Source organism: Pseudomonas sp. BS3782 TE3695 (assembly GCF_050435305.1).
Taxonomy (GTDB): Bacteria; Pseudomonadota; Gammaproteobacteria; order Pseudomonadales; family Pseudomonadaceae; genus Aquipseudomonas.
In genome coordinates this window covers 1,524,574-1,541,268 of the sequence record NZ_JBNDKB010000001.1, presented here as the reverse complement: position 1 = coordinate 1,541,268, position 16,695 = coordinate 1,524,574, and the positions used below count along the sequence as shown (strand labels likewise).

The following is a 16,695-nucleotide window of genomic DNA, read 5'->3' as shown; positions in this document are numbered from 1 at the left end:
CTTGCTCCCGCTGGGCTGCGAAGCGGCCCCCAAAAAACTGCGAGCGCTGCGCACTCGAACGGGAGCAAGCTCCCTCGCCACAAGGAACTGCGTCGGCCATTAAAAAGGCGCCGTCGAAGGCGCCTTTTTCATGGTTGTGTAAAACCTCAGTGCCCCAACAACCGCGCCAGGCCAACGCTCATCGGGGTCTGCTGCGGGTAGGTAAACCGCTCCAGCAAACGCCGATTATTCGCCCGTGAATGACGGATGTCGCCGGAGCGCGCCGGGCCATAGCTCACGGGCGGCAGCTTGCCAACCACCGCTTCAAGGGCTTCAAGCATTTGCTTGAGGCTCGTCGCCTGATTCCAGCCGACATTCACTGCGCCGACTTCGACCTGTGGCTTCTCGATGGCTTGCACCAACACGTCCACCAAGTCCTCGACATACACGAAATCCCGAGTCTGCTCGCCATCGCCGAACACGGTGATCGGCAAGCCTTTCTGCGCGCGCTCGCTGAAAATGCTGATCACCCCGGAATACGGCGAGGACGGATCCTGGCGCGGGCCGAAGATGTTGAAGAAGCGGAAAACCACCGGTTCCAGATCATGTTGGCGGCGATAGAAATCAAAGTAATGCTCGCTCGCCAATTTGTCCGCGGCGTATGGGGTCAATGGCGCCTTGGGCGTCTCTTCGTCAATCGACTCGCCTTCGCCATTGTTGCCGTAGACCGCCGCGCTGGACGCGAACAGCACCCGTTTGACGCCAGCCTGACGCATGGCTTCGCAGACACTCAGCGAACCGATGAAATTGCTCTGATGCGTCTTCACCGGATCGTCGACCGAGGCCTGAACCGAGGCTACCGCAGCCAGGTGCGCCACCGCGCTGCAACCGACCATAGCTCGCGCCACCAACGCGGCATCAGCGACATCGCCCACGATCAGTTCGACGAGGGGATTGTCCAGCGGCAGGTTGCTGCGTTTGCCGGTGGAGAGGTCATCGAGAATACGCACCGAATGACCTTTGGCGAGCAAGGCATCGGTCAAGTGCGAACCGATGAAACCGGCACCGCCGGTGATTAAAACAGGGCGTTCAGCCATGACGATAAAACCTATCCAGTAAGCCTGGGAGTGCCGCGCGCCAGGCGCGGGGCTTGATCCCGAAAGTGTGCAGAATTTTCTTGCAGGCCAGCACCGCGTGTTGCGGTTCTTCGGCGGCGTCGGGTCGCGCGGCATGAGCCTGTGCGGTCGGCGCTTCGATGGCCAGCGGGTGCAGGGCGCGTGCCTCGGCAAGAATCGCTTGCCCCAGTGCCAGCGGCGTGGTCGCCTCATGCCCGGCGTAGTGGTAAGTGCCCCACAGTGGCGCCGCGCAATCGAGTTGCTTGAGCACCGAAATGATCACCCGGGCGGCGTCGTCCACCGGCGTCGGATTACCGCGACGGTCATCGGCCATCAGCAGTTCTTCAGCTTTCTCGGCCCGGGCCAGGAACCGCCCGAGGGTGCCATCGGGGCTGTCATCGAGCAGCCAGCCGAAACGCAGTAGCACGTGTTGCGGACAGGTGGCGCGAACGCTTTGCTCGATTCGCCACAAGGCCTGACCGCGCAGGCCCAGCGGTACCGGTTCATCTTTTTCGCTGTAGGCGGTCGCCCGGGAGCCATCGAATACGCGATAACTCGACGGTTGCAGCAGCACAATGTTGTGATGCTGGCACAGTTCGGCCAGCCGTTCGATGGCTCGCTCCTGCCCGGCCAGACGCTGTTCGCTGACGGTCTCCGCCTGGAACCAGTCAAAGTAATAGGCGAGATTGATCAACGCATCCGGACGGGTATCGTCGAGCAGTTGCGTGAGGCTCGCGGCGTCCCAGCCGTCTTGCGGTGGGCGGGGGGCGAGGAAACCGATGTCTTCCTCCGCACCGAGGCGAATCAGCGCCTGCCCAAGGGCATTTCCGCCGCCCAGTAACATAAGGCGCATTCGCATAGAGTCAGCAGGCCCAGTCTGATTGGAACGATGGCTTTATCGACAGCGCCCACAGGCGATGTCCTCAATAATTGCCGGAATCGTTGCATTTTGCGGGTTTAGTGCGCAACCGTCATCCGTAAAGTGTAGTTCCGTCGGATGGGGTTGACCTTGCTGACCCCTTCGCGAGCAAGCCCGCTCCCACATTGGATCTCCTGTTTACTCACATTTTGTGACCGACACTGTTCAACTGTGGGGGCGGGCTTGCTCGCGAAGGGGGCCCTAAAAGCCGACAGAGGACTTGAGCGGCACTTGCATCTTCCCGCCCCCACCCGCATAAATTACTCCATGAATCTGCCCATCCCCACGGACGCTGCTCTGGCAGGCTTTCACCCCGCCGTCAGCGCCTGGTTCAGTAACACCTTCGCAACGGCCACCGCCGCACAGGCCCGGGCGTGGCCGTTGATCCGCCAGCGCCGCTCGACCCTGATTGCCGCGCCCACCGGTTCCGGCAAGACCCTCACTGCATTCCTCGCCGTGCTCGACGATCTGGTCCATCGTGGCCTGGAGAGCCCGGACGGCCTGCCGGACGAAACCCTGGTGGTCTACGTTTCACCGCTCAAGGCGCTGTCCAACGACATTCGGATCAACCTGCAAAACCCGCTGGCCGGCATCACCGAACAGCTGCGGGTGATGGGCCTGCCCGACGTGCCGATCAGCACCGCCGTGCGCACCGGCGATACGCCGCAAAAAGAGCGTTCGGCCATGCGCAAAACCGCGCCACACATTCTGGTGACCACCCCGGAATCCCTTTATGTGCTGCTCGGCTCCGACTCCGGCCGGCAAATGCTCGGCACCACCCACACGGTGATCGTCGACGAAATCCACGCCATTGCCGCCAGCAAACGTGGTAGCCACCTGGCCCTGAGCCTGGAGCGTCTGCAGGCGCTCTGCTCGCAACCGCTGGTGCGTATCGGCTTGTCCGCCACGCAAAAACCCATCGAAGCGGTGTCGCGTTTTTTGGTCGGCCGTGATCGCGACTGCGAAATCATCGACATCGGCCACGCCCGCCCACGGGATCTCGATATAGAGGTGCCGCCCGTGCCGTTGTCGGCGGTGATGGCCAACGATGTGTGGGAACTGGTCTACGACCGACTCGCCGCCCTCGCCCGCGAACACCGGACCACGCTGATTTTCGTCAACACCCGCCGTCTGGCCGAACGCCTGAGTCGACACTTGAGCGAACGACTCGGCAAGGAGGCCGTGGCCGCCCACCATGGCAGCCTGGCCAAAGAGTTTCGCCTGGACGCCGAGCAACGGCTCAAGCGCGGCGAACTGCAAGTGCTGATCGCCACCGCTTCGCTGGAATTGGGGATCGATATCGGTGACGTCGACCTGGTGTGCCAGATCGCTTCGCCACGCTCGATTGCCGGGTTTCTGCAACGGGTCGGTCGCTCCGGTCACCAGGTCGGCGGCACGCCCAAGGGCCGATTGTTTGCCACCACCCGCGACGACCTGATCGAATGCGCCGCCCTGCTCGATTGCGTGCGCCGTGGCGAGCTCGACACGTTACTGATCCCAGAAGCGCCGCTGGACGTGCTGGCCCAGCAGATCATCGCCGAGGTCAGCTGCCAGGAATGGCAGGAACAAGCGTTGCTGGAAATGCTGCGAAAAGCCTCGCCTTACGCCACCCTCGACGAAAAGCACTATCAGGCACTGCTGCAAATGCTCGCCGAGGGCTACAACGGGCGCCTGGGTATTCGCAGCGCTTACCTGCACCGGGATGCCGTAAGCCGCACCCTGCGCGGCCGTCGAGGCGCCAAACTGACCGCCGTGACTAGCGGCGGGACGATTCCGGACAACGCCGACTACAGCGTTGTGCTGGAGCCTCAAGGCCTGAACATCGGCAGCGTCAACGAAGACTTCGCGGTGGAAAGCATCGCTGGGGATATCTTTCAGTTGGGCAATACGTCGTATCGAATCCTGCGGGTCGAAACCGGCAAGGTCCGGGTCGAAGACGCCCAGGGTCAGCCGCCAACCATTCCGTTCTGGCTCGGTGAAGCACCGGGGCGCAGCGATGAACTGTCGTTCGCCGTGGCCCGCCTGCAAGCGCAACTCGATGAGCTTCTTGGCGCCACGCCCGGCAATTTGCAACCTGCCGTCGACTGGCTCACCGCCGTACTCGGCTTGAACCTCGCCAGCGCCGAGCAACTGGGGGATTACCTGGCCCGGGCGCGCCAGACCCTCGGCGCCTTGCCATCGCAAGATACGCTGCTGATGGAGCGGTTTTTCGACGAGTCCGGCGGTACGCAACTGATCATCCACTCGCCATTCGGCAGCCGCATCAACCGCGCCTGGGGCCTGGCCCTGCGCAAGCGTTTCTGCCGCACGTTCAACTTCGAATTGCAGGCCGCCGCCAGCGAGGACGCCATCGTGCTGTCGCTGTCCACCGGTCACAGCTTTGAGCTGGATGACGTCTGGCGCTATCTGCACAGCAACAGTGCCGAACACACCCTGATTCAGGCGGTACTCGAGGCCCCATTGTTCGGCGTGCGCTGGCGCTGGAACGCAGGGGTCGCTTTGGCGCTGCCGCGTTACAGCGGCGGGCGCAAAGTACCGCCGCAAATCCAGCGAATGAAAAGCGAAGACCTGATCGCCAGCGTGTTTCCCGATCAGATCGCCTGCGTGGAAAACCTCGCCGGCGAGCGCGAGATTCCCGATCATCCGCTGGTGGAACAAACCCTCGACGATTGCCTGCACGAAGCCATGGACAGCGAAGGCTGGCTGGCGTTATTGCGGCGCATGGAACAGGGCAACATTCGCCTGATCAGCCGTGATCTGCCAGCGCCTTCGCCACTGGCGGCGGAAATCCTCAGTGCCCGTCCCTACACCTTCCTCGACGATGCGCCGCTGGAAGAGCGTCGCACTCAGGCCGTGCTCAACCGCCGCTGGAGTGATCCGCAGTCCACCGATGATCTCGGTGCGCTGGACGCCGACGCGATCACTGCAGTGCGTGATGAAGCCTGGCCAACGCCCACCAGCATGGATGAAATGCATGAAGCGCTGATGAGCCTGGCGTGCATTACCGAAACCGAAGCGCAGGCCAACCCGAATTGGCTCGATTGGCTGAATGCCTTGGCCGACAGCGGCCGCGCCAGCCGTTTGCAGATCAACGCTGTGCAATCGCTGTGGTTGGCGCTGGAGCGACTGACCTGCCTGCGGGCGATTTATCCACAAGCCACATTGTTTCCAGCGTTAGCGGCGTTGCCCGGTTTCGATGAAATCTGGGAACCGGGCGAAGCCATCCTGGAAGTGATCCGCGCACGGCTCAGCGCGTTTGGGCCGTTGCCGCTGAAAGCAATTGCCGAACCGCTTGGTTTACCGGCGGCTCAGGCCAATCAGGCCCTGGCGCAACTGGAGCGCGAAGGTTATGTACTGCGTGGGCAATTCACCCCTGGCGCCCCTGATGAACAATGGTGTGAACGGCATCTGCTGGCGCGGATTCATCGCTACACGGTCAAACGGCTGCGACGGGAAATCGAGCCGGTAGCGTTGCAGGATTTCATGCGTTTTCTGTTCGATTGGCAGCACCTGTCCGCCGCGAGCCAAGGCCAGGGCCGCGCGGTATTGCCGGCGATCATCAGCCAGTTCGAAGGCTACCCCGCTGCCGCTTCGGCGTGGGACAGCGACATTCTGCCAGCGCGTATCAAAGACTATTCGGCGAGCTGGCTGGATGAGTTATGCCGCAGCGGCAAACTGGTGTGGACCCGCCTGACCACGGGCAACAAGAGCGCCAGCACGGCATTGCGCAGCACGCCGATTCTGCTGCTGCCGCGCAGTCAGGTGGGGTTGTGGAGCAGCTTGACCGAGCAGACGCCGGTCAGCGAACTGTCGCCCAAAACCCAAAAAGTCCATGCCGCGCTCAGCCAGCATGGCGCATTGTTTTTCGATGAGCTGATTCACGAAGCCCATCTGCTGCGCTCGGAACTGGAAATCGCCTTGCAGGAACTGGTCGGTGCCGGGCTCGTAAACGCCGACAGCTTCGCCGGCCTGCGGGCGCTGATTACCCCGGCCAGCAAACGCCAGAATCGCAGCAGCCGACGCGGACGCGGAGCGTTTGTCGGCGGCATGGACGATGCCGGACGCTGGGCGTTGCTGCGCCGCGGTGCTGCCGCCCCGGTTGTGGATAAGCAACGATCGACGCCCACACCCAACGAAACCCTGGAACACATCGCCATGACCTTGTTGCGCCGTTACGGCGTGGTGTTCTGGCGCTTGCTGGAACGTGAGGCAGACTGGTTGCCGAGTTGGCGGGAGTTGCTGCGCACATTTCATCGGCTCGAGGCCCGGGGCGAGATTCGTGGAGGGCGGTTTGTCAGTGGCTTGGCGGGGGAACAATTTGCGCTGCCCGAGGCGATTCCATTGCTGCGCGAAGTCAGGCGGCGACCGCATGATGGGAGTCTGATCGCGGTGTGCGGGGTGGACCCGCTGAACCTCGCCGGCACCCTATTGCCGGGCGCGAAAGTGCCGGCGCTGGCGAGCAATCGGCTGGTGTATCGCGACGGCATACCGGCCGCCGCCGAGATCGCCGGCAAGCAACAGTTTTGGCTGGAGTTGGATCAGCAGGCCAGTGCCGAGGTGCGCAATAAGCTGACCCGCCATAGCGCCCTGTAGGAGCGAGGCTTGCCCGCGAAGGGAGCGCCGCGGTGTATCAGCGAGACGACTCAAATACCTGTGGCGAGGGGGCTTGCCCCCGTTGGGGTGCGAAGCGCCCCCAAAACCTGCAAACCCATCCTCTCAGATATACCGAGCTGTATGGCTTTGCGACTGCTTCGCAGCCGAACGGGGGCAAGCTCCCTCGCCACAGGGTTTCATTCGCCACTTGATATTTGACCTGCACGCAAATATCAAATGCCCATCCCTGTATTTTTCCGCACGCCCCCAACGCCGACACTTTGCGTACCGTCCGTAGCCCCGTCGAAACTTTCTCGCCCGCCCGGCAGTCATCAAAAGACAGAGGCGTCCGAGGGCTACATTAGACGGGAGGCGACATGGCGGCGATTCATATCGGTATTTCAGGCTGGCGCTACACGCCTTGGCGGGGGGAGTTCTACCCGAAGGGATTGACCCAGAAGCGCGAATTGCAATTCGCTTCACGGGCAGTGAACAGCATCGAAATCAATGGATCGTTTTATGCCCTGCAACGGCCCGAACGTTACGCCCAGTGGTACGCCGAAACCCCGCAGGGCTTCGTGTTCAGCGTCAAGGCGCCGCGTTTTATCACCCACATCAAGCGCTTGCGGGACATTCATAAGCCGCTGGCGAATTTCTTTGCCTCCGGGGTTCTGGAACTCAAGGAGAAACTCGGCCCGATCCTCTGGCAGTTTCCACCCAATTTCAAATTCGACCCGGAACTGTTCGAAAGCTTTCTTGAACAATTACCCCACGACACGGAACAGGCCGCCGCCCTCGCCCGACAGCATGAGCCGCGCTTGAACGGTCACGCCAGCATGAAGGCTTACGGCAAAAAACCGCTGCGCCATGCCGTGGAAATTCGCCATGAAAGCTTCGTCGATCCCGCTTTCGTCCGTCTGCTCAAACGCTACAACACCGCGCTGGTCATCGCTGATACCGCCGGCAAATGGCCGTATCGCGAAGACCTCACCAGCGACTTCGTCTATCTGCGCCTGCACGGTGCCGAGGAGCTCTACGCCAGCGGTTATACCCCACAAGCGCTGAAACGCTGGGGCGACCGGATCGAAGCCTGGTATCACGGCAAGCAACCGGCAGATCCGCACTTGATCGCGCCTCGGCAAAAACCCAAGACCCGCAGACCCCGGGAAATATTCTGCTATTTCGATAACGACATCAAAGTCCGGGCGCCCTTCGATGCCCGTCGCCTGCTTGAGCGTTTCCATCTCGATAAGGACCTGGTCACCACCCCCGGTGAGCCAGTTGCCGAAGGAGTGCTGCCATGAGTGTTCCCGAACCGGTCGGCACAACGGATGAACAGCAACCCATCATCAGCGCCGTGAGCCGTTTTACCGTGCTGACGGTCAACACCCACAAAGGTTTCACCGCGCTCAACCGGCGCTTCATCCTGCCCGAGTTACGCGAGGCGGTGCGCAGTGTGTCCGCCGACGTGGTGTTTTTGCAGGAGGTCCATGGCACCCACGAGCATCATCCACGGCGCTACCTCAATTGGCCGGCGATGCCGCAATACGAATTCCTTGCCGATACCTTGTGGCCACAGTTTGCCTATGGGCGCAATGCGGTCTATCCGGCAGGCGATCACGGCAATGCGCTGTTGTCCAAATTCCAGATCATTCGTCACGACAACCTCGACGTTTCCATCAGTGGCCATGAAAGCCGCGGAGTCCTGCATTGCGTGCTACGGATGCCCGGCGATGGTCGCGAAGTGCATGCCATTTGCGTCCATCTGGGGCTTCGCGAAAGTCACCGCAAGGCACAACTCAAGTTGCTGATCCAGCGTATGGAAGAGTTGCCGGAAGATGCCCCGGTGGTGGTCGCCGGCGACTTCAACGATTGGCGCCTGCGCGCTGATGCGCAGCTCAAGCCCTGCGGCTTGCGTGAAGTCTTTGCCGAGTTGCATGGCAAACCGGCGCGCAGTTTCCCGGCGCGCTTGCCAGCGTTGCGCCTGGACCGCATCTACGTGCGCAACCTCAAGGCCAGCCATCCGCAAGTACTGGCGGCACGGCCCTGGTCACACCTTTCCGACCATGCACCGTTATCGGTGGAGATCGAGCTATGACCGGCCCATTGATGGAAAAAACCACTATCGAACACGTTTCCACCCCTCCTCCCGTGCGTGAACCGGCGGTCACTGGCGTCGTATACGGTTGGCACAGTAACAACCGGGTCCAATTGCTGGAGAACGGTGAGGAATACTTTCCACGGGTGTTTGAAGTGCTGCGCCAGGCCCAGAATGAAATCCTGCTGGAGACCTTCATCGTGTTCGAGGACAAGGTCGGCAATGAGCTGCAGAAAATCCTGATTGAAGCGGCTCAACGCGGGGTGCGTATCACTGTAAACCTCGACGGTTTTGGCTGTGGCGAACTGAGCACGGAGTACCTCGCGGCGCTGAGCAATGCAGGTGTGCGTCTGCAAATATTCGACCCCGCGCCGCGTCACTTCGGTATCCGCACCAATTGGTTCCGCCGCATGCACCGCAAGATTGTGGTGGTCGACGGGACGATTGCGTTCCTCGGCGGAATCAACTTTTCCGCCGACCATCTGGCCGACTTCGGTCCTGAAGCCAAACAGGATTATTCGGTTGAAGTGCAAGGGCCCGCGGTGGCCGATATTCATCATTTCGCCTTGCTGCAAAGCGGTCGCCCGGCCCGGGCCAAATACTGGTGGCAACGCCGCAGACAGCGGCGCGCAGAACTGGCGGTCAGCGATCATGATGGTCAGGTACGGCTGGTGTATCGCGACAATGGCGAGCACCAGGGCGATATCGAAGAGGTGTATTTGCAGGTACTGCGCGGCGCCCGACATCGCGTGCTCATCGCCAATGCCTATTTCTTTCCAGGCTATCGGCTGCTGCGGGAGATCCGCAATGCAGCGCGCCGAGGGGTCGAGGTGCGCCTGATTCTTCAGGGGCAGCCGGATTTGCGGGTGGCCAGACTCGCCGCGCGCATGACCTACGATTATCTGCTGCGAGCCGGAGTAGCGATCTACGAATACTGCGATCGCCCCCTGCATGGCAAAGTCGCCCTGGTCGACGAGGACTGGAGCACCGTCGGCTCAAGTAACCTCGACCCGCTGAGCCTGGCCCTGAACCTGGAGGCCAATGTGTTGATTCGCGACCGCGCCTTCAACCGCGACCTGTTCGAGCGGCTCGACGAGTTGAGTAGCAACCACTGCAAGGTCATGTCGGTGGACAAGGCGCCGCGCGGACGAATCTGGCACATGACCATCGGTTTTCTGGTGTTTCACTTTCTGCGGCATTTCCCGGCATGGGCCGGTTGGCTGCCGGCGCATAAACCGCGCCTCAAACCCTTCATCCATCCAACCGGGAGCGATTAGGCATGAGGCATTCTGATGCACAGCCTGCCCCTCATTCCGACACGCCACGAAAATCCCACTGGCACCGCTGGAAAAAGCCACTGACGATGCTGTTTTTTCTGGCGTTGATCGTGCTGTTCACGATGCTTGCCCAACGCATCGAATGGGGCGAAGTGTTCGATACCCTCGCCGATTTCAAAGTCCGTACATTGGTTATCGCGTCCGGACTGACGTTGCTGAGTTTTCTGGTGTACGCCTGTTACGACCTGATCGGTCGCACCTACATCCGGCAGGATCTGACCTGGCGGCAGATCCTGCCGGTGGGCATCATCAGCTATGCCTTCAACCTTAACCTGAGCGCCTGGGTCGGCGGAGTCGCCATGCGTTATCGGCTGTATTCGCGGCTCGGCGTGAGCAAAAGCAACATCGCGAAAATCCTCGGGCTGAGCCTGGCGACCAACTGGTTCGGCTACATGGTGATTGCCGGCGCAGTGTTCAGCAGCGGACTGGTGCGAATGCCGCCAGGCTGGAAACTGAGCAGCGGAGCCCTGCAGGGCGTGGGCGTGTTACTGCTGCTGTTGAGCGCGGGGTATCTGGCGGCCTGTCGGTTTTCCAGGCGACGGGAATGGTCGATTCGCGGCGTGGAAATCAACCTGCCGTCGCTGCACATGGCCGTCCTGCAACTGGCCCTCGGCGCACTGAACTGGTCGCTGATGGCGGCAGTGATCTTCACCCTGCTACCGAGCAAACTGGATTATCCGCTGGTGCTTGGCGTGTTGCTGATCAGTGCCATTGCCGGGGTCATCACGCACATTCCTGCCGGGCTTGGCGTGCTGGAGGCGGTGTTCGTGGCGTTGTTGCAACACGAGGCCTCGCGGGGAAGTCTGGTGGCGGGGTTACTCGCGTATCGGGCGATCTATTTCCTGCTGCCGCTACTGATTACCGTGGTGATGTACCTGGTGGTGGAAGCCAAGGCCAGGTCGTTGCGGATCCAGAAGAAACCTTCTTGAGAGATTGGTTGAAACGGATGCCGCTTTCGCGAGCAAGCCCGCTCCCACATTTGATCCGCACTGCCTGCCTGAACGCGATCAATGTGGGAGCGGGCTTGCTCGCGAATGATCGCAAGAACACCACAAATCTCAACTCGACTGAATAATGCTCAACCGCTCGCCCACCACCATTTCCGTGATCCAGCCCACCAGGATCGAGGTGTACGCCTGTTGTGACACCGGATCGCTCAGGGCGTGATCGGCACCGTCGATAATCCGGTGAGTCAGCGAGTGGGTCTGCTGACATGCCGCGCGGTAACTCATGATGGTCGCGTGGGGCACATAGGCGTCGGTCTCGGACTCCACCAGCAACACATCCCCGGTGAATTGCGAACAGGCATGCAGTGCGCGATTGCTGTCGGCGCTGATCCGCGTGCTGCGGTAATCGCGCAAATCGAGCTTGTCCAGATCACGCTTGGGTGTGTGCCAGAAGTCGTCGCGATACAACGCCGGCACCCGTAGCGCCAGCCAGCGCACCGGGCGCAAGGACGTCAGGATCGCCGCCAGATAACCACCATAACTGGTGCCGACCACGGCGATCGCCGAGGTGTCGAGCGCCGGATGGGCAAGCAGTCGATCGTAGGCCGCCAGCAGGTCACGCAGGTTGTCTTCGCGGGTGACCCGGGATAACGGAATACCGGTCCCGCCGGTGTGGCCGCGCAAGTCGAATGTCAGGCACACGCAACCCAACCCGGCGATGCCTTTGGCGCGCTCCAGGTCGCGCTCCTGACTACCGCCCCAGCCATGAACGAAAAGCACACCCGGGACTTTCGATTTGGGGCTGAGGAAGGTGCCGCTCATCTGTTCATCGTCGATGTCGATCGCAATGGTTTCGCTTCTAGCCGTCATAGGATTTGACCGTTACGTACTTGAGAAGAAAGTCACTGTGTTCCGCCGGCCCGCGGTAGACCTCAATGGCGTTGGCCGGCAAAGGTTGATCGGTATAGGTTTCGACCGACGACACGCGAATCGCGCGCAAGCCAGGGTCGTTGATGAAACGCTGCAGCGCCGCGACTTCAGCACTGCTGGCACCGCCCAGGCGCCAGGATTGTTCGAGCACGCCGCTGCGTTGTTTGCCGTCGCAGTCCAGCCCTTGGGCGATGTCGTAGTTGCGCCGCGAGGCGTAGAAACCGGGGTAGGCTTCATCGGCCGCGCTGTCGAACACCTGCGCCTGCTGGATCGCCAGCCTCGTGTCGTCCGGTAGTTCCAGCGCCAGCAGGTCCTCGTAATAGCCTGGCACCACCAACAGGTTGGACCCTCCATAAACCTGCTCGCCCTGACCGTCTTCGGTCAAGTATTGATCACCGCAATAACTCAGCACCTTGTCGCCGATGAAGCTTTGGCCGACGCTATGGGTGACCACCTCGGTCAAGTCTTGTTCCAGCACCACACCTTCGGTGAACAAGGTTTTGGCATCGGGACGCGCGAGGATGGCATCGAACTGGTCGAGGCTTTTGATCACTTCCTGACCACGTCCGGCGCAAGCATAAATAGGCTTCATGCGGATCGGACCGCTGTAGAGCAGATGCTCCGCTGCCGGGCGAGCATCCTCCAGGGAAAACACGCTGAGGCCATCGAGCACAACGCCGCGTACCCGTTCGGAAAACAACGACGACCAGCCTTCGGGCGCGAACGCATAGCGATTCAACAACCCGTGGCTGATGGCTTTGGTGCAGATGAAAGCGTGGTCGACGTAACCGCCCCACAAGTCCTCCGGCCCTTTGACGCCCAGCTGCCGGGCGGCCGCAACGCCCACTAGCGTCTGGGTCGGCACCAGATAGATGTCCCGGCCGCTATGCAGCTGCGGGTCGTAGCTGCCGCCATATTCGAGACCGACGACCTGCGCCAGCCAACGGGCCAACGCGCGATTGGTTTCGACTTCGTGCAGCGAGGCGTCGGGGCGCACCGAATGGGCGAGCACCAGTTTGTTGCGATTTGTCGGGGTCATGCGTTTCCCCTTCGATCTGCGTTTGATAAATGTAGCTGAAGGAGGTGCAGAGATCAGGCCAATGGCGTCTGGACGGAAACGGGTTTCAAATCAGCCAATTGCCAAATAGTTAATAGCACAAGGCCTGTTTTATTCTGCACGACACCTTTCAATGCTCCCGGCATTTTGCACGACCCAAGCTTGGCACAGATCCAATGTGGGAGCGGGCTTGCTCGCGAAGGCGGTCTATCAGTCGACATTGATGCTGACTGACCCACCGCCTTCGCGAGCAAGCCCGCTCCCACATGGGTTCTGTGGTGATGCTTGCTACCGAGCCGTCGCCGCGGTCGCAGATACCCCAAACCGCCCTCGGTAATCACTCGGCGCCAGCCCGGTGATCTTCTTGAACGTTGCCCGAAACGCACTCGGGTCCTGATAACCCACGGTCCAGGCAATGTGATCAATGGTGCCGTTGGTGAATTCAAGCATCTCTCGCGCCTTGCCGACGCGCAGGTGCTGGCAGTACTCAGTGGGTTTCAACCCGGTCGCTGCACGAAAACGCCGCAGGAAGGTGCGTTCTTCCAGCCCTGCCCGCTCGGCCATCGCCGCCAACGAGACATCAGTTGCCCCGGTGCTTTGCAGCCAATGCTGGACCTTGAGAATCGCCGCATCACCATGGCTGAGAATCGGTGAAAAATTACTCCCGCACTCGCTCGCACTGTCGCTGTGTTCCACCACCAGAAATCGCGCCGTGCCGGTGGCAATACTCGGCCCGAGCAAGCGGTTCACCAATCGTAATCCCAGCTCTGACCAGGCCATCAAACCCGCGGTAGTGATCAGGTCACCATCGTCGACAATCGGCGTGTCGGCCTTGAGCTTGATCGCCGGGTAACGCTCGGCGAAAGCCTTGGCCGAGGTCCAGTGGGTCGTCGCGCTGCGGCCATCGAGCAAGCCGCTTTCAGCCAACAGAATAGAACCCACGCAGACCCCGCCGAGGGTCGCACCGTTGGCATGTTGCCGACGAAGCCAGCGAATCAGCCCTTGGGGCGCCTGCCCCTCGGAAAAACCTCCGATCGAGGGCGGGATCAACACGGCAACCAATGCGCCGGCCGGGCCGGGATGAGTGTCATAGACCCGCTCGGGCACTTGATCACCCTCGACCTGCCAGTGACTGACCCGCAGCAACGGCAGCTGCGCCGACTGATGCTCGGCGGCGATCCGGTTGGCCACGCCGAACAGGTCCGTCAGCCCATGCACCGCCGCCATCTGCGCACCGGGATAGATCAGCACGCCCAGTTCGGCGACTGTCCTTTCTGCACCCATTGTCAGTTTTCCCCCTTCTATTGTCGGTGCGGCCAATCCTCGAACAAACGGCCAGCGCCAATACTTGATTCACACCCGACACACTTCGAGGAAACACTCATGACCAAGCAAGCACTCATCGTAGTCGATATCCAGAATGACTACTTCCCCCAAGGCAAGTGGCCCCTGGTGGGCGCCGACGCAGCAGCGGACAACGCCGCGCGGTTGATCCAGGCGTTTCGCGAGACCGGTGCTCCAGTGGTGCATATCCGCCACGAATTCACCTCCGATGCCGCGCCGTTCTTCACTCCAGGTTCCGAAGGCGCGAAATTGCATCCCAAAGTCCTCAACCGCGTAGATGAGCCGGTGGTGCTCAAACACTTCGTCAACTCGTTCCGTGAAACCGAACTGGAGGCCATCCTCGACCAGCAAGGCATCGAACATCTGGTAATCGTCGGCAGCATGAGCCACATGTGCATCGACGGTATCACCCGTGCCGCAGCCGACCTGGGCTATACCGTCACGGTGATTCACGACGCCTGTGCTACCCGAGACCTGGAGTTCAATGGCATCACCGTCCCGGCCGCCCACGTTCACGCCGCCTTCATGTCGTCCCTGGGTTTTGCCTATGCCAGCGTGGTGTCCACCGATGATTTTCTGGCTGGTTAAGTGAGATCAACCTGTGGGAGCGGGCTTGCTCGCGAAAGCGGTGTATCAGGCAACATCAATGTTGACTGTCTCGCCGCCTTCGCGAGCAAGCCCGCTCCCACATGACCTTCTATTGTCATTACTCCTGCGCAACAGTCGAAAAAATCTCACGCGTGAGCTATTGAGGGCCACGAAAATTGCCTGTAGTGTTTCTCACGCGTGAGATTTTTCACAACGAGGCCAGCATCATGAAAAGCAGCTCTCCATCAGATCCGCCTACCGGATCTGTTAGCGATTCAGCGAGCCAAAAGGGAGAGCGCTCAAAACCGTCCGCGAAAAAACCATCCAGCTTCTACATGAAGCAGATGCGCGCGGGCCTGGGTGCCGCCGGTTATGTGAAACACGAGACTTGGGTGCTTCCCGAAAATCGAAGCCTGCTCAAGCAGATGGAGAAACAGCTACGCCAACCGATCCTGGCTGGCTCATTCATGTCGGAGAATTACATGAGCGCAGGTAATAACTGGAACATCGATCGCCTCTACAGCGCCCTTCAGGCCCTCGACGAAGTGGTTTCGAACGACATCACCCTCTCCCTCGTTCAAGGCGTCGAGTCCAGCATCAAGCTGGACATGAACGAGTTCGGTGGCTTGCCGATTTACATCGCAGTGGTTGGCGATCAGATCATCGTCGATACCGTTCTGGTCGATATCGAGTCCATCAACGACGTACCGGCATTCAACGATGCCGTTCTGCGCAGCCGGGAAATGTTCCCGCTGTCCTCGATCGGAATCGAGTCCATGCCCAACGGGCAGATCGTTTACAACATGTTCGGCGCACTCAGCTCCGACTCCAGCCTGACCAACGTCGTGACCGAGGTCAAAACCCTCGTCGACAACGTCCAGCGCGCCAGCGAAGCCTTTGAACGCTTCTTCATCTAACTTTTCGGGAACAGGAAATATCCAATGACTCAGTCCATCTGGAGCAAATTGTTCACCGCGTTGCGTGGCGGTGCCAACGAAGTCGGCGAATCGATCGTCGACCAACAGGCCCTGCGCATTCTTGACCAGGAAATTCGCGATGCTGACAGCGCGCTGGCCAACGCCAAGCGTGAGCTGGTCACTATCATGGCCAAGCACAAACTGTCGGCTGATCGCGTCAACGAGTACAACGCCAAGATCAAGGATCTGGAATCCAAGGCCCTGGCCGCGATCCAGGCCAACCGCGAAGACCTGGCACTGGAAGTGGCCGAAGCCATTTCGACCCTGACCAATGAACTGGATGTCGAGCAAAAGCAGGCCACCGAATTCGGCGGTTACGCTGAGAACATGCGTAAAGACATCACCAAGGCTGAAAGCCGCATCAAAAGCCTGCGTCAGCAAGTGGACATGGCCAAGGCGCGAGAAAGCGTACAGAAAGCCCAGGTCAGTGCTTCGATCGCCAGTGGCGGCGCCAACGGCAAGCTGGAAACCGCCGTCGGTACGCTGAACCGTCTGCAAGCCAAGCAGCAGCAACGCGCCGCGGAACTGGAAGCCCAGGACCAACTGGCCGATGCGTCGACCGGCACCGACCTTGAGCGCAAGTTGCGCGATGCCGGCATCACGCCGAACGAAGGCAGCGCCAATGCGATTCTGGAACGCCTGAAGAAAAAATCGGCTGAGTAAACCGGTTACTGCGCGCAAGGAAGGACATTCATTGCCTTGATGTCAGTCAGTCAAGCGCACTGAACCTGTGGCGAGGGAGCTTGCTCCCGCTGGGCCGCGAAGCGGTCCCAAAAAACAGGACTGCTGCGCAGTCCAGCGGGAGCAAGCT

At 60.7% G+C, this 16,695-nt stretch carries 13 protein-coding genes; 8 read left to right on the top strand and 5 right to left on the bottom strand.

Annotated features, from left to right (window positions below; all coding sequences use genetic code 11):
* Window positions 1-146: 146 nt before the first annotated feature.
* Window positions 147-1,076, bottom strand: coding sequence for an NAD-dependent epimerase/dehydratase family protein (locus tag ABH909_RS06960; RefSeq protein WP_429431517.1), 930 nt, complete (start codon window positions 1,074-1,076; stop codon window positions 147-149).
* Entirely contained in the window at window positions 1,069-1,953 is an 885-nt protein-coding gene (locus ABH909_RS06955; protein ID WP_429431514.1) for a sugar nucleotide-binding protein, read from the bottom strand. The genes ABH909_RS06960 and ABH909_RS06955 overlap by 8 nt, the downstream gene beginning before the upstream one ends.
* Window positions 1,954-2,280: 327 nt before the next feature.
* Between ABH909_RS06955 and ABH909_RS06950 the strand changes: the two genes are divergently transcribed.
* The 5 genes from ABH909_RS06950 to ABH909_RS06930 all read left to right on the top strand — a co-directional run bounded on the left by ABH909_RS06950 (window position 2,281) and on the right by ABH909_RS06930 (window position 10,970).
* Complete coding sequence (locus ABH909_RS06950) at window positions 2,281-6,606, top strand: Lhr family helicase (protein WP_429431511.1); 4,326 nt, start codon at window positions 2,281-2,283, stop codon at window positions 6,604-6,606.
* Between the two features lie 377 nt (window positions 6,607-6,983).
* Window positions 6,984-7,910, top strand: coding sequence for a DUF72 domain-containing protein (locus ABH909_RS06945; RefSeq protein ID WP_429431508.1), 927 nt, complete (start codon window positions 6,984-6,986; stop codon window positions 7,908-7,910).
* Window positions 7,907-8,704: an endonuclease/exonuclease/phosphatase family protein gene (locus tag ABH909_RS06940; protein ID WP_429431505.1), complete on the top strand. Its 798-nt coding sequence runs from the start codon at window positions 7,907-7,909 to the stop codon at window positions 8,702-8,704. Before ABH909_RS06945 ends, ABH909_RS06940 begins: the two co-directional genes overlap by 4 nt.
* On the top strand, window positions 8,701-9,981 hold the full coding sequence (gene clsB / locus ABH909_RS06935) for a cardiolipin synthase ClsB (protein WP_429431502.1): 1,281 nt from the start codon (window positions 8,701-8,703) through the stop codon (window positions 9,979-9,981). The genes ABH909_RS06940 and clsB overlap by 4 nt, the downstream gene beginning before the upstream one ends.
* 2 nt (window positions 9,982-9,983) lie before the next feature.
* A complete protein-coding gene (locus ABH909_RS06930) occupies window positions 9,984-10,970 on the top strand; it encodes a lysylphosphatidylglycerol synthase domain-containing protein (protein WP_429431500.1) in 987 nt (328 codons plus the stop codon).
* A 129-nt stretch (window positions 10,971-11,099) separates the two neighbouring features.
* Here the strand turns inward: ABH909_RS06930 and ABH909_RS06925 are convergent, their stop codons facing one another.
* From ABH909_RS06925 to ABH909_RS06915, 3 genes are all read right to left on the bottom strand, one after another.
* The gene (locus ABH909_RS06925) at window positions 11,100-11,858 is read right to left on the bottom strand and encodes an alpha/beta hydrolase family protein (RefSeq protein WP_429431497.1); all 759 of its coding nucleotides are present in this window, start codon (window positions 11,856-11,858) and stop codon (window positions 11,100-11,102) included.
* A complete protein-coding gene (locus ABH909_RS06920) occupies window positions 11,848-12,957 on the bottom strand; it encodes a DUF3182 family protein (protein WP_429431494.1) in 1,110 nt (369 codons plus the stop codon). Before ABH909_RS06920 ends, ABH909_RS06925 begins: the two co-directional genes overlap by 11 nt.
* A 306-nt stretch (window positions 12,958-13,263) precedes the next feature.
* The gene (locus ABH909_RS06915; RefSeq protein WP_429431491.1) at window positions 13,264-14,259 is read right to left on the bottom strand and encodes a GlxA family transcriptional regulator; all 996 of its coding nucleotides are present in this window, start codon (window positions 14,257-14,259) and stop codon (window positions 13,264-13,266) included.
* A 99-nt stretch (window positions 14,260-14,358) separates the two neighbouring features.
* Here ABH909_RS06915 and ABH909_RS06910 point away from each other — a divergent pair, with 99 nt between their 5' ends.
* The 3 genes from ABH909_RS06910 (at window position 14,359) to ABH909_RS06900 (ending at window position 16,547) form a co-directional block, all read left to right on the top strand.
* Window positions 14,359-14,907, top strand: coding sequence for a cysteine hydrolase family protein (locus ABH909_RS06910; RefSeq protein WP_429431488.1), 549 nt, complete (start codon window positions 14,359-14,361; stop codon window positions 14,905-14,907).
* Between the two features lie 335 nt (window positions 14,908-15,242).
* Window positions 15,243-15,824: a YjfI family protein gene (locus ABH909_RS06905; protein WP_429431486.1), complete on the top strand. Its 582-nt coding sequence runs from the start codon at window positions 15,243-15,245 to the stop codon at window positions 15,822-15,824.
* A gap of 24 nt (window positions 15,825-15,848) precedes the next feature.
* Complete coding sequence (locus ABH909_RS06900; protein ID WP_429431483.1) at window positions 15,849-16,547, top strand: PspA/IM30 family protein; 699 nt, start codon at window positions 15,849-15,851, stop codon at window positions 16,545-16,547.
* The last annotated feature ends 148 nt before the right edge of the window (window positions 16,548-16,695 follow it).

Coding starts and splice junctions, on each gene's coding strand:
- ABH909_RS06960 (WP_429431517.1), bottom strand. CDS start 1,076: ATGGCTGAACGCCCTGTTTTAATCACCGGCGGTGCCGGTTTCATCGGT.
- ABH909_RS06955 (WP_429431514.1), bottom strand. CDS start 1,953: ATGCGAATGCGCCTTATGTTACTGGGCGGCGGAAATGCCCTTGGGCAG.
- ABH909_RS06950 (WP_429431511.1), top strand. CDS start 2,281: ATGAATCTGCCCATCCCCACGGACGCTGCTCTGGCAGGCTTTCACCCC.
- ABH909_RS06945 (WP_429431508.1), top strand. CDS start 6,984: ATGGCGGCGATTCATATCGGTATTTCAGGCTGGCGCTACACGCCTTGG.
- ABH909_RS06940 (WP_429431505.1), top strand. CDS start 7,907: ATGAGTGTTCCCGAACCGGTCGGCACAACGGATGAACAGCAACCCATC.
- clsB (WP_429431502.1), top strand. CDS start 8,701: ATGACCGGCCCATTGATGGAAAAAACCACTATCGAACACGTTTCCACC.
- ABH909_RS06930 (WP_429431500.1), top strand. CDS start 9,984: ATGAGGCATTCTGATGCACAGCCTGCCCCTCATTCCGACACGCCACGA.
- ABH909_RS06925 (WP_429431497.1), bottom strand. CDS start 11,858: ATGACGGCTAGAAGCGAAACCATTGCGATCGACATCGACGATGAACAG.
- ABH909_RS06920 (WP_429431494.1), bottom strand. CDS start 12,957: ATGACCCCGACAAATCGCAACAAACTGGTGCTCGCCCATTCGGTGCGC.
- ABH909_RS06915 (WP_429431491.1), bottom strand. CDS start 14,259: ATGGGTGCAGAAAGGACAGTCGCCGAACTGGGCGTGCTGATCTATCCC.
- ABH909_RS06910 (WP_429431488.1), top strand. CDS start 14,359: ATGACCAAGCAAGCACTCATCGTAGTCGATATCCAGAATGACTACTTC.
- ABH909_RS06905 (WP_429431486.1), top strand. CDS start 15,243: ATGAAGCAGATGCGCGCGGGCCTGGGTGCCGCCGGTTATGTGAAACAC.
- ABH909_RS06900 (WP_429431483.1), top strand. CDS start 15,849: ATGACTCAGTCCATCTGGAGCAAATTGTTCACCGCGTTGCGTGGCGGT.